Consider the following 12,660-nt stretch of genomic DNA (forward strand, 5'->3'; position numbering starts at 1 on the left):
GACCGAGCGGAGGGGTGATGGCGATGCCGGACGAGGACGACCCGACGGAACTGGTCGAACGGGCCAGAGCCGGCGACCAGGCGGCGTGGCACGAGTTGGTCGACCGTTACGCGTGGCTCATCTGGGCGGTGGCCCGCGACCACCGGCTGAGCGCGGCGGACGCGTCCGACGTGTGCCAGCTGACGTGGCTGCGACTGGCCGAACACCTGCCTGCCTTGGAGCGGCCGGAAAAGCTCCACGCCTGGCTGGTGACCACCGCGCGCAGGCAGTCGCTGTCCTTGATCCGGTCCAAGGTGTCGCGACCGGACATCGCGGTGCTGGCCGAACCCGTCGACAGCGCCGAGCACGACGTGATGCGCGGGGTCCGGGACGAGATCCTGTGGCGCGCGGTCAACTCGCTGCCGCGCAAGTGCCGGTTGCTGCTGCGGCTGGTCGCCCACAACCCGGAGCTGTCCTATGCGGACCTCGGCGGGGCGATCGGCCTCGCGCCCGGCAGCGTCGGGCCGGAGAAGCACCGCTGCCTGGCCACCCTGCGCCGGCGCGTCGTCGCCGCGGGCCTGACCCAGGAGGCGGCGGGATGACCGGCGACGACGAGCTGCTGGCGATGGTGCTGGCCACCTACACCCGGCACGATCCGGTGCCGGACAACGTGATCGAGTCGGCCAAGGCGGCTGGGGCGCTGGTGCCCGGCGCGATCGACTGGACCTGGCTGGAACGCCTCGACGACCCGGTCGGTGTGCGCGGGCCCTCGCGTGTGCTGTCCTTCGGCGATGGCATGCGGGCCGTGGACCTCGAACTGCACCGGGAACGCGAGGTCACCGGCGTGCACGGCATCCTCACCCCGGTTGCCGGCGACGCGCGCATCGACGTGTGCTGGCCGTCCGGGCGGCTCACCGCCGGGGTGGACGAGGTCGGCCGCTTCGAGGCCGTCGGCCTGCCGACCGGACCGCTGCGGCTCGTGGTTCGCTGCCCCGGCACGCCGACCGTCGCGACGCGGTGGTTCGTGGCATGACCAGCGTCCTCGACGACCCGCGGGCCACGCTGCGGACCGCGTTGACGGCGTTGTCCGGCGAGCTCTCGGTGGCGGCCCGCGTCGACGCGTTGCACGACCTCGCCCAGGCACGCATCGAACTGGGTGACTCGTCCGCGGCCAACGCGGCCCTGCGCACCGCGTTGCGGTTGGCGGTCGCGGCGCGACTGGACCTGTCCGAACTCCGGCTGACCATGGCGTGGGTGCACTTCGACACCGGCGACCTGGACGGCTGCTTCGCCCTGTTGGACCAGCTGGCGGACAACCCCCGGGTGCGGTGCCTGCGTGGCCTCGCGGCTTGCGCGGCCGGTGATTACGCGACGGCCGAGCCCTTGCTGTCGTCCGCGGTCGGTGCGCTCAGCGATCCGCGGTGGCTCGCCAACGCGTTGTGCTCGCGGGGTATCTGCCGTTCCTACGATGCTTTCCGCCTGGCCGAAGCGGATGCGGATTTCGTTGCGGCACAACGGCTCTACGCGTCGATCGGGGCAACCGAGCGGGCCGCGTCCTGTGTGCACAACCGCGGGTTCGTCGCATTCCGGGCCGGGGACCTGCCGCTGGCATTGCGCCGCTACGACGAGGCCGAGCGTGCGGGCATGCGCAGCGACCAACGCGGCGAAACCCTGGTGGACCGCGCCGGTGCCCTTCTGGCGGGCGGCTTGGTCAAGGAGGCGGCCGCGGTCCTGCAGCGGGCGGCGCGGCTGCTCGGCGACGCGGGCCGCGGCACGACGTTCGCCGAAGCGACGCTGAGCCTCGCCCGGTGCGCGCTGGTGGCTGGTTCGCCGCAGACGGCGATCGCCGCCGCGACCGATGCGGCGCAGATGTTCGATCGCCAGGGCCGAGACGCGTGGACCGCGGTGGCGCGGGCGATGGAACTACGCGCACGCTTCATCCTCGCGCCTTGCGCCGACTTGGTCTCCGAAGCGCAAACCGTTGCCGCGCAGTGCAAGCAGTCGGGCTGGCGGGTCGAAGCGGCCGAGTTGCTCCTGGCCGCGGCCGAGCACGCACCGAAACTGCTCGCTTCGGTGGCGGCGGAACGCTTCGGCCCGACCGCCGCTTTGCGTGCCGTGGGCTGGTTGGCCAAGGCACGCCTCGCCGCGGATCGCCGCGGTGTCTACGCGGCGTGCCGAGCCGGACTGCGGGTGGTCGACGAACAGATCGGCCTGATGGGGTCACTGGAACTCCAGGCCGGCGTGGCGGCGCTGGGCGGTGCCCTGGCCCGCGCCGGGCTTCGGGCCGCGCTCGCCTCGGGCCGGCCCCGGCAGGTCCTGGCGTGGACCGACCGCTACCGGGCGCTGACGTGGCGGGTCGGGCCCGTCCGTCCGCCCGACGACCCGTCGCTGGTCGCCGAGCTGGCCCACCTGCGCACGGTGCGCGACGATCTGTCGCGCACCGCGGAAGTCGAGCAAGGCATCCGTCGTCGCGCCATGGCCGCGTCCGGAACCCCCAGCGCGGCAACAACAACCAGTGCCGCAACAACAACGTTGGCCGGACTGCGGGAGCGGCTGGGACCGCGGGCCCTGATCAGCTTCGTCGAACAGGACGGAGTCGTGTGGGCGACGACGGTGGTCGACGGCACCGTCCGATTGCGACGCCTCGGCTCGGTCGGCGCGATCCACGACGAGACGGAACGTCTCCGCTTCGCCACCTCGGTCACCTTGCAGACGGGCCGAGCCGCCGAGGCGTGCGCCCGCTCCGCCAACGCGCTGGATCGCCTGCTGTTCGCCCCACTCCGCCGCCTCATTGGCGACCGTCCGCTGGTGATCGTCCCTTGTGGACTGCTGCGCAAGGTCCCTTGGCCTGCCTTGCCGAGCTGCACGGGACGTCCGCTCAGCATCGTCCCGTCGGCCACCGCGTGGCTGGGCGCAAGCACGGCGCCACCTGCCGAGGGCCCACCGGTCTGGATCGCCGGCCCGGGCCTGCGGCACGCCGAGCAGGAGGTCCAGGACCTGTCCGCCCGGTTCGGCGGCCGAGCGCTGCCCACGGCCACCGTCGACGAGACGCTGGCCGCGGTCAACGGCGCAGCCATCGCCCACGTGGCCGCCCACGGCACGTTCCGCTCGGACGCCCCGATGTTCTCCAACCTGCTGCTGGCCGACGGTCCCCTCTACGGCTACGACCTGGACCGCCTGACCCGCTCGCCCCGGGTGCTGGTCCTGTCGGCCTGCGACGTCGGCCGATCCGTGGGTGGCCCGTCGGGACCGCCGATCGGCCTGGCGTCGGTGGTCTTCCGTCGCGGCACGGCGGTCCTGATCGCCAGCACGATGCCTGTCCCCGACGCCCAGGCCGCCGACCTCATGACCGCCCTGCACGCCGAACTCCACGCCGGCCACTCCCCGGCCGAAGCCCTGGCCGCCGCCCAGTCCCGCCACGGCCACCTCGGCTTCACCTGCGTAGGCGCCGGCTGATTCCCGTTCAGGGTGGGTCAGGCGAGTTGGTGGAGGCGGCGGAGGGCTTCGTCGAGGACTTCGTCGCGTTTGCAGAAGGCGAAGCGGACGATGTGGGTCCACTGCGCCGGGTTGTCGGTGAAGACCTGGACGGGCACGGCCGCGACGCCGATGCGTGCGGGCAACGCGCGGCACAGCTCCAGGCCATCCGCGAAGCCCAGCGGCCGGACGTCGGCACACACGAAGTACGTGCCCTGGCTCGGGTGCACGCCGAAACCCGCCTCGGTCAGGCCGGCGACGAGCCGGTCCCGCTTGGTCTCCAGGGACTTCCGCAAATCCGCGACCCACTGCTGTTCGGTCCGCAACGCCGCCGCCACGGCCGGCTGGAACGGGGCGCCGCCGACGAAGGTGAGGAACTGCTTCACCGCACGCACCGCGGCCACCAGGTCGGCGGGACCGCAGACCCAGCCGATCTTCCAGCCCGTGCAGTTGAACATCTTCCCCGCCGACGAGATGGTCAGCGTCCGCTCCGCCATGCCGGGCAACGAGCCCAGCGGGATGTGTTCGGTCCCGTCGTAGGTCAGGTGCTCGTACACCTCGTCGGTGATCGCGACGAGGTCGTGCTCGATGCACAGGGACGCGATCGCGGCCACCTCGGCGCGGGTGAACACCGTGCCCGTCGGGTTGTGCGGGGAGTTGATCAACACGGCCTTGGTGCGCGGGCCGATGGCGGCACGCAGGGCGTCCACGTCCAGCCGGAACCGCCCGGTGTCCGGGTCGGCGACCAGTGAGACCACCCGCCGGGTCGCGCCGGACATGGCGACGGCCGCCGCGTACGAGTCGTAGTACGGCTCGATGAGCACCACTTCGTCGCCCTGCTCGACCAACGCGAGCAGGCAGGACGCGATGGCCTCGGTCGCGCCGACGGTCACCAGCACCTCGGTGTCCGGGTCGAACGACGTCCCGTACCTGGTCCGCTGCTCGGCGATGGCCGCACGCAGCTCCGGCACGCCGGGGCCGGGCGGGTACTGGTTGACCCCGTTCGCGATGGCCGTGCGGGCGGTCTCCAGCAGGGTCGCGGGACCGTCGAAGTCCGGGAAGCCCTGGCCGAGGTTGACCGCGCCGGTCTGCACGGCGAGCGCGGTCATCTCGGCGAAGATCGTCGAGGTGAAGGGTTGCAGTCGGGGAACGAGCACGGGTCGCGGCACGAGAAAGCATCCTCACGGACAATGGGGGCGTGGAGCAACTGACGCCCGCACCAGGGCCCGGTGAAGAAGAGAAGCGGCGCGGCCTGCGCAGGATGAAGTCGATCGCCCTCGGCTTCCTGCTCGCCGCGACGGTGATCTTCGTGGTGACGACCCTGACCGGCGGTCCCGCGTGGGTCGGCTACGTGCGCGCGGCCGCCGAGGCGGGCATGGTCGGCGCGCTCGCCGACTGGTTCGCGGTGACCGCGTTGTTCCGCCACCCCTTGGGGATCCCGATCCCGCACACCGCGATCATCCCGACCCGCAAGGACGTGCTGGGCAAGAGCCTCGGCGACTTCGTCGGCACGAACTTCCTCGCGGAGAACGTCGTGCGCGACCGGCTCAACCGGGTGGGCATCTCCAAGCGGCTCGGTGAGTGGCTGGCCGGGCCGGGCAACGCCGACCGGGTCACCGGCGAGCTCGTCACGGTCCTGCAGGGCGCGGTCACCGTGCTCAAGGACGAGGACGTGCAGGCCGTCGTCGAGCAGGCCGTGGTCAAGAAGCTCATGGACGTCCCGTGGGGCCCACCGCTGGGCAAGCTGCTCGCCCGCGTGTTCGCCGACGGGTCGCACCACAAGCTCGTCGACCTGCTCGCGGACAAGGCCTACGACTGGGTCAAGGACAACCACTCCACGATGCTGCGGGTCGTCTCGGACCGGGCGCCGAGCTGGTCGCCGAAGTTCGTGGACGAGATGGTCGCGGACAAGGTCTACGGCGAGCTCGTCTCGTTCGCGTGGCTGGTCAAGACCGACGTCAACCACCCGATGCGGCTCGCGCTGGACAAGTTCCTCGTCCAGTTCGCCGAGGACATGCAGACCGACCCGGAGATCATGGCGCGCGCCGAGCAGGTCAAGCACCAGGTGCTCGAACACCCCGAGGTGCAGAACGTCATCGGCAGCGCCTGGTCGACGGCCAAGAAGATGCTGCTCGCCGCGGCCGAGGACCCGTCGAGCGAGCTGCGCACCCGGGTGCGCGACGGCCTGCACACCCTGGGCGACCGGCTGGTCGACGACGACGGGCTGCGCACCAAGGTCGACGGTTGGGTCGAGGGCGCAGCGGGCTATGTCGTGCGCAACTACCGGTCGGAGATCACCACGTTGATCACCGACACCGTCGAGCGCTGGGACGGCGAGGAGACCGCGCGCAAGGTCGAGCTGCAGGTCGGCCGGGACCTGCAGTTCATCCGCATCAACGGCACCGTGGTCGGTGCGCTGGCCGGGCTCGTGATCTACACGGTCGGCCAGCTGCTCGGTTAGGGCAGTGCCCGATGTGCGCTGGTGCGCACGGCCACCGGCCTTCGGGGGCCGGCCGCGGCTCCGGCGCTGAGGCGCCTGCACCACGACCGGCCGGCCGGTGGCAAGCGATCGACGTTGCTAGCGCGGTGCGGTCGCCTTGGTCCGCTCGCGCCAGACGCGGGCCTTCTCGCGGTTGCCGCACACCTGCATCGAGCACCACGTCCGGGACCGGTTGCGGGAGCGGTCGAAGAACGCCCACCGGCAGTCGTCGGCCGGGCAGATCTTGATCCGTTCCCACTCGCCGAGCACGGCGACCCGGCTCGCCGCGGCGAGCACCGCGCCGACCGCGTCCTGCGCGTGCAACCGAGGCTGCCCGGTCTGGAATTCGACCTGCAGGCTGACTCTCGGCACGGCGATCTGCCCCGATCCGGGGTCTCCGACGAGTGCTCGCAACGAGTCTCGCGCCGATCTGGCGTGGGCCCGGCCGCTGCCCGCGGCCAGTCCGCGGTCGGCGAGCCACGCGTGCCAGGTGAGCTCGTCGTCCAGCACATCGGAGCGGTTTTCGATGTCGAGGGTGTTGAGGAAGTCGAGTACCAGCGTCACATCGTGGTCGCCGGCGGCCAGACCAGTCACCACACCACTGTAGGCACTACGCTGGTTGTCGCGTCGCCTGCTAACCACCTTGACCGTTTAGGTGGTCACTTTGACCACGTATTCACTAGGTGTATAGACGGCGCGTATACACACGATGTACTGTCTCGCCCATGTCGATCCCGCACGCGTTGCTCGGGCTGTTGGAAAGCGGTCCACGCCATGGCTACGACTTAAAGCGCGCCTACGACGAGCGGTTCGGGCACGACCGGCCGCTGCACTACGGGCAGGTCTACTCGACGCTGGCCCGGCTGTTGAAGAACGGCCTGGTCGAGGAGCGCGGGATCGAGCCGGGCGGCGGACCCGAGCGCAAGCGCTACGCCATCACCGACGCCGGGGTCACCGACGTCGATTCCTGGCTGATGACGCCCGAGAAGCCCGAGCTCTACCTGCAGAACACGCTGTACACGAAGGTCGTGCTCGCCCTGTTGTCCGGGCGCAGCGCCGCGGACGTGCTGGACAGCCAGCGCGCCGCGCACCTGAAGACCATGCGCGAGCTGACCACGCGCAAGCGCAACGGCGACCTGGCTGACCAGCTGATCTGCGATCACGCGTTGTTCCACCTCGAAGCGGACTTGCGCTGGCTCGAGGTCACCACGGCGCGCCTGGACGAATTGAGGAAGCAGGTTTCATAGATGGGGACGGGGATCATGGGGGACGTCGTGTTGCGCGGGCAGGGCCTGCGCAAGTCGTTCGGGCTGACGCACGCGCTCGAGGACGCGAGCCTCGACGTCGTGTCGGGTGAGGTTGTTGCCGTGATGGGGCCGTCGGGCTCCGGCAAGTCGACCCTGTTGCACTGCATGGCGGGGATCATCACGCCGGACGCGGGCAGCATCGCCTACAAGGACAAGGACCTGGCGAAGATGGCCGACGGGGAGCGCAGTGCGTTGCGCCGCACCGAGTTCGGCTTCGTGTTCCAGTTCGGTCAGCTCGTGCCCGAGCTGACCTGCCTGGAGAACGTCGCGCTGCCGCTGCGCCTCGGCCGCACGGCCCGCAAGGAGGCCGAACGGCAGGCCACGCGGTGGCTGGAGCGCCTCGAGGTCGCCGACGTCGCCGACAAGCGGCCCGGTGAAGTCTCCGGCGGCCAGGGGCAGCGGGTCGCCGTCGCCCGGGCGCTGGTGACCAGTCCGTCCGTGGTGTTCGCCGACGAACCGACCGGCGCGCTGGACTCGCTCAACGGTGAGCTGGTGATGCGGCTGCTCGTCGACGCGGCCAAGGAGACCGGCGCCGGGGTCGTGCTGGTCACGCACGAGGCGCGGGTGGCCGCGTACTCCGACCGCGAGGTCGTCGTCCGCGACGGGCGCACCCGCCAGCTGGAGCCGGCGTGAACGGGTGGCTGCGCGACCTGGCCATGGGCCTGCGGCTGTCGGTCGGCGGCAGCAGGTCCACGAAGACCGGCATCGCGCGGCTGTTGATGAGCACGGTCGGCATCGGCCTCGCGGTGTTCGTGCTGCTGGTCGCGGTGGCCGCGCCGAACATGCTGCACGCCCGCGACAGCAGGCAGACCGGCATGTACCCCTCCGGGGAGAAGGTGGCCGGGGTAGCGCCGACCAAGGTGGTGATGACCAGCACCTACCTGCGCAGCGACCGCATCCAGGAGCTGTACCTGCAGGGCACGGGTCCCAACTCGCCCAAGCCGCCGGGCGTGGACCGGCTGCCCGCGGTGGGCGAGGTGATGGTGTCGCCGGCGTTGGCCGACCTGCTCGCCGGCCCGGACGGTGCGTTGTTCGCGCCGCGGGTGCCCGGCCGAGTGGTCGGGGTGATCGACAAGTCCGGGGTCGTCGACCCCGGGGAGTTCGTCCTCTACGCCGGGGCGAACCTGCCGTCGGCGGATCCCGAGGACGGCTCGATGGCCGAGGAGGTCTACAAGTTCGGCTTCCGGACCACCGTCGAGGCGTCCGACCCGCGGTTGCTGACCATGATCACCGTCGGCGTGGTCGTGCTGCTGTTCCCGGTGCTGGTGCTCGTCGCGGTGAGCTCGCGGATCGCGGGTGCCGAACGGGACCGCAGGCTCGCGGCGCTGCGGCTGGTGGGCGCCGACCGCAGGCAGGTCAACCGGATCGCGGCCGCGGAGTCACTGGCGGGCTCCGGCACCGGGCTCGTCCTGGGGATCGGGTTGTTCCTGCTGTTCCGCGCGACGATCGAACACCTGCGCATGATCGACCTCGGCTTCTACACCGAGGACGTGTCGCCGCCGTGGCTCGCGGTGCTGCTGGTGATCCTCGCGGTACCGGCGCTCGCGGTCGGGACGTCGCTGGTGTCGTTGCGCCGCACCGTGATCGAACCGCTCGGGGTGGTGCGCCGGGCGCCCAAGATCAAGCGGCGGCTGTGGTGGCGGATCCTGCCACCCGCGGCCGGGGTCGCGCTGATCCTCATGGTCGGCGACTCGTCGCCGTGGGGGCTCGCGGCCGGCGCGGTGCTGCTGTTGCTGGGCATCCCGCTGCTGTTGCCGTGGTTGCTGGACCGGGGGCTGCGCGGCTTCCGCGGCGGGTCGCCGTCGACGCAGCTCGCGGTGCGCAGGCTCCAGCTGGACACCGGCACCGCGACGCGGGTCGTGGCGGGGCTGTCCGTGGTGCTCGCGGGGGCCATTGCCATCCAAGGGGTGCTGGCCGCGGAGGCGAAGAGCTTCGCCCTGCCCGAGGGCGCGTCGCTGGGGGCGAGCGTCCCGGACCTGCTGCGGATCAACCCCGACGAGGGTGTCGCCGAGCAGGCGGTGCAGCTGACCCGCGGCGTCTCCGGGGTCCGGGACGTGGCGATCACGCAGATGTTCGGGGTGCAGGGGCCGCAGGACAGCTACTACTCGGTGCTGCTGGTCGACTGCGCCGACATCCACCGGGTCCTCGCGGTGCACAGCTGCAAGGACGGCGACGCGTTCACGCCGACCGGCGGGGCACCCGAGTACAGCGGCCAGGTCGCCCAGCCGGTGGACGGAACCGTGACCGGCGCGGACCACGAGGACGTGCCGTGGCACGTTCCGGCGAACGTCCGGCCCGCTCCCCGGCTGCCCGTCGACCCGAACGACCCGACGAGTGATTCGTACGTGAGCCTGGTGGTCACACCGGGGGCGATGCCCGCCAAGCGGCCGATGCTCTATTCGACCGTCACGGCGCAGGTGGACCCCGCTTCGCCCGACGTGCAGGACCGGGTGCGCAACGCGCTCGCGCCGCTGCAGTGGAAGGTGTCGGTGTCCAGGGTCAGCCGGGACCGGCTCAGCGACGACCAAGCGTCGTTCCTGGTGGTGCGCAACGGTTTGCTCGGCGGTTCGCTCTTCACGCTGCTGCTGGCCGGGGTGTGCCTGCTGGTCGTGGCGCTCGAGCAGATGCGCGAACGGCGCCGGGCGATCGCCGCCCTGTCCGCGACGGGCGTGCCGATCAGGACGCTGGCCAAGTCGATCCTGATCCAGACCGCGATCCCGGTGGCCGCCGGTGTCCTGGTCGCCGTGGTCGCCGGGCTCGGGTTGTCCGCACTGGTGTTCCCGTTGGTCCGCGAGCCGTTCACGATCGACTGGGGCGCGGTGGGCTTCCTGTCGGGCGCGGCCGCCCTGCTCATCATCGCGGTCACCGGGTTGACGCTGCCGTCGTTGCGCAGCGCGGCGCGGTTGGAGGCCTTGCGCAGCGAGTGATCGCGCGCGAGCCGGGGGACGCGGGCCGGTGTGCCACTTCGGGGGTGGCGCACCGGCCCGCGCATTCGCGCTACTGGTTCAGCTGCCAGGTCAGGCCGAGCTGCCAGGCCGCGCACACGTTCACGTCCAGCACGTACGCGGTCGCGTGACCGCACTGGCCGTTGCCGGTGCCCGGGTCGACGGGCTGCCCGTGACCCATGCCCGTGATCGAGTACGTCTGCACGACCGTGCGCCCGGACGCGTCGTTGTAGACCGCGTGCGGGTAACCGCCGACCGTGTCCGTCGCGGACGGCGTACTCGCCACGCCGTGCACATTGGTCCACTGGTCGGCGAGCTCGGTCAGGTTCATCGTGGCGACCGTGTAGTCGGCGCTGCCCTGCCAGATGCTGACCGTCGGCCACGGTCCGGCGTAGCCGCCCGACGCGGCGCGCACCGCATCGCCCCACTGCGCGGGCGTCTTGTTCTTGCCCGGCATCATGCACGAGTACGCGTCGATCATCGACGTGGCGCACCCGTAGGGCAGCCCGGCGACGATCCCGCCGCCCGCGAACAGTTCCGGGTAGGTCGCGAGCATCACCGACGTCATCGCGCCGCCCGCGGACAGGCCCGTCACGTACACGCGTGAGCTGCTCGCGCCGGTGTCGCTCAGGCCGCGGGCGACCATCTGCGCGATGGACGACGCCTCGCCCTGGCCGCGGGTGATGTCCCCGGACTGGAACCAGTTGAAGCAGGACTGGACGTTGTTCGCCGACGGCTGCTGGGCGATCACGACGCCGAACTTCCACTTGTCGGCCAGTTCGATCCACCCGGCGTTGGTCGCGTAGGCCTTGTCCTGCGTGCACCCGTGCAGCACGACCACCATCGGACGGCCCGCGGTCATGCCGTCGGGTTTGTACTCGAACATCTGCAGCGCCCCGGGATTGCTGCCGAACCCGGTGACCTCGGTGACCCCGGCCGCCGACGCGGTGGGCACCGACACGAGAAGGCCGGAGAGCATCAGCACCCCGACGAGAAACGCACGCATGAGCCTTCGCCTCCTCTCGGTTTGTGACTGGCGATCACTCGAAAGTAGGTCGCAAGACAGGTTTGAACCACAGTGCCCGCCACCACACCCGGGGTGCGGATTGTGTGCTCGGGGCGCATACCGGCGCGCGAGTTCGTTGCCTACCGTCCGGACAATGAGACGGCTGACTCCCGTGGTGCTGGCCGCCACCCTCGCGCTGGCCCTGCCGGTCACCGCGAGCGCATCGGGCCAAGTCCACTGTGGACACATTGACCGGCTGACCGTGCCCGGGGCGCAACGCGCCGAGCACGCCTGCCTCGACGACCTCACCACGACCGGAACCGTGGCAGGCGGCCACACCGTGCAGGCGGACTGGACCGGGTTGACCTCGGCCGGCCTGCCGGTGCCCAGCGGCGTGCCCGGCGTCCAGGTCGACGGCTACTTCCCGGACACGTCGACCACCAACAACAACCACGGCTGGGCGCACGACGCCCAGTTCGTGATCCGCATGCCCGACCACTGGAACGGCGGCCTCGTGGTGACCGGCTCGCCGGGCAACCGGGCGCAGTACGCCAACGACCGGGCGATCGGCGACCAGGTCCTTGCCGACGGTTTCGCCTTCGCCGCCACCGACAAGGGCAACGTCGGCACCAAGTTCTACGACGACGGCAGCGCGCCGGGCGACTCGGTGGCCGAATGGAACCTGCGGGTCACCCAGCTCACCCTCGCGGCGAAAGCCGTTGTGTGGCAACGGTATGGCCGGCTGCCGTCGCGCACCATCGCGGCCGGGCTCTCCAACGGCGGTTACCTCGTGCGCTGGCAGCTGGAGAACGTGCCGTGGCTCTACGACGGCGGCGTCGACTGGGAGGGCACGCTCTTCACCGAGCAGGGCCCGAACCTGATGACGTTCCTGCCGCCGGCGATCAAGAACTACCCGGCCTACGCGGCGGGCGACGAGAACGCGCACCAGGCGTTGCTCGACGACGGGTTCGCGCCGGGCTCGGAGTTCCTGTGGCCCTTCCACAACCAGGTGTACTGGACGCTCACCCAACAGATCTACCGCGCCGAGTTCGACCCGGGTTACACGGGGAGCGAGGCGGACTACGACTACGCGTCGCGTCCGGCCGCCGTGCACCGGGCGGTCGGGAAGGTTTCGCTGACCGGGCGGATCGACAAGCCGTTGATCACCATCCACGGGACCCTGGACAGCCTGCTGCCGATCGCCCAGGACTCCGACGTCTACGACCGGATGATCACCGACGCGGGCCGGGGCGCGCTGCACCGCTACTACCGGTTCGCGGGCGGCAACCACGTGGACGGCCTCGTCGACGCCTACCCCGACCGGTTGCGACCGTTGGCGCCTTGCTTCCGCAGCGCGTTCTCGGCGCTCACCGGGTGGCTCGGCGGAACCCAGCCGCCGCCGTCGTCGACCATCACGGCAGTGGACAAGTTGACCCAATCAACCAGCTGTTCGTTGGTTGACTGAGTTAA

General features: G+C 71.1%; 11 protein-coding genes. 8 read left to right on the forward strand and 3 right to left on the reverse strand.

Features of this window, described 5'->3' with window-relative positions:
- The first annotated feature begins 17 nt into the window (after positions 1–17).
- From EV186_RS07425 to EV186_RS07435, 3 genes are read left to right on the forward strand one after another with little or no spacing between them, the layout of a single operon-like run.
- On the forward strand, positions 18–581 hold the full coding sequence (locus EV186_RS07425) for an RNA polymerase sigma factor (RefSeq protein ID WP_166659052.1): 564 nt from the start codon (positions 18–20) through the stop codon (positions 579–581).
- On the forward strand, positions 578–1,012 hold the full coding sequence (locus tag EV186_RS07430) for a hypothetical protein (RefSeq protein ID WP_133848266.1): 435 nt from the start codon (positions 578–580) through the stop codon (positions 1,010–1,012). The genes EV186_RS07425 and EV186_RS07430 overlap by 4 nt, the downstream gene beginning before the upstream one ends.
- Positions 1,009–3,435: a CHAT domain-containing protein gene (locus EV186_RS07435; protein WP_133848267.1), complete on the forward strand. Its 2,427-nt coding sequence runs from the start codon at positions 1,009–1,011 to the stop codon at positions 3,433–3,435. The genes EV186_RS07430 and EV186_RS07435 overlap by 4 nt, the downstream gene beginning before the upstream one ends.
- A gap of 17 nt (positions 3,436–3,452) precedes the next feature.
- Here the strand turns inward: EV186_RS07435 and EV186_RS07440 are convergent, their stop codons facing one another.
- Entirely contained in the window at positions 3,453–4,622 is a 1,170-nt protein-coding gene (locus EV186_RS07440; RefSeq protein ID WP_133848268.1) for a pyridoxal phosphate-dependent aminotransferase, read from the reverse strand.
- A 29-nt stretch (positions 4,623–4,651) separates the two neighbouring features.
- Between EV186_RS07440 and EV186_RS07445 the strand changes: the two genes are divergently transcribed.
- The gene (locus tag EV186_RS07445; RefSeq protein WP_243753865.1) at positions 4,652–5,914 is read left to right on the forward strand and encodes a DUF445 domain-containing protein; all 1,263 of its coding nucleotides are present in this window, start codon (positions 4,652–4,654) and stop codon (positions 5,912–5,914) included.
- A gap of 117 nt (positions 5,915–6,031) precedes the next feature.
- Here the strand turns inward: EV186_RS07445 and EV186_RS07450 are convergent, their stop codons facing one another.
- On the reverse strand, positions 6,032–6,526 hold the full coding sequence (locus tag EV186_RS07450; protein ID WP_243753866.1) for a CGNR zinc finger domain-containing protein: 495 nt from the start codon (positions 6,524–6,526) through the stop codon (positions 6,032–6,034).
- 131 nt (positions 6,527–6,657) lie between these two features.
- Here EV186_RS07450 and EV186_RS07455 point away from each other — a divergent pair, with 131 nt between their 5' ends.
- The 3 genes from EV186_RS07455 to EV186_RS07465 are packed head-to-tail and all read left to right on the forward strand — an operon-like array spanning position 6,658 to position 10,166.
- Positions 6,658–7,179: a PadR family transcriptional regulator gene (locus EV186_RS07455; protein WP_133848269.1), complete on the forward strand. Its 522-nt coding sequence runs from the start codon at positions 6,658–6,660 to the stop codon at positions 7,177–7,179.
- A complete protein-coding gene (locus tag EV186_RS07460) occupies positions 7,180–7,872 on the forward strand; it encodes an ABC transporter ATP-binding protein (RefSeq protein ID WP_424982179.1) in 693 nt (230 codons plus the stop codon).
- Complete coding sequence (locus EV186_RS07465; RefSeq protein WP_133848270.1) at positions 7,869–10,166, forward strand: ABC transporter permease; 2,298 nt, start codon at positions 7,869–7,871, stop codon at positions 10,164–10,166. Before EV186_RS07460 ends, EV186_RS07465 begins: the two co-directional genes overlap by 4 nt.
- Positions 10,167–10,236: 70 nt before the next feature.
- Here the strand turns inward: EV186_RS07465 and EV186_RS07470 are convergent, their stop codons facing one another.
- Positions 10,237–11,190 carry an extracellular catalytic domain type 1 short-chain-length polyhydroxyalkanoate depolymerase gene (locus EV186_RS07470; RefSeq protein WP_133848271.1) on the reverse strand — a complete coding sequence of 318 codons (954 nt, stop codon included), beginning with the start codon at positions 11,188–11,190 and terminating at the stop codon, positions 10,237–10,239.
- 154 nt (positions 11,191–11,344) lie between these two features.
- On the opposite strand from EV186_RS07470, the gene EV186_RS07475 reads away from it, so the two are divergent.
- The gene (locus EV186_RS07475; RefSeq protein ID WP_166659053.1) at positions 11,345–12,655 is read left to right on the forward strand and encodes an alpha/beta hydrolase family protein; all 1,311 of its coding nucleotides are present in this window, start codon (positions 11,345–11,347) and stop codon (positions 12,653–12,655) included.
- Positions 12,656–12,660: the final 5 nt, after the last annotated feature.

Source organism: Labedaea rhizosphaerae (assembly GCF_004362825.1).
In the GTDB taxonomy this organism is placed as follows: Bacteria; Actinomycetota; Actinomycetes; order Mycobacteriales; family Pseudonocardiaceae; genus Labedaea; species Labedaea rhizosphaerae.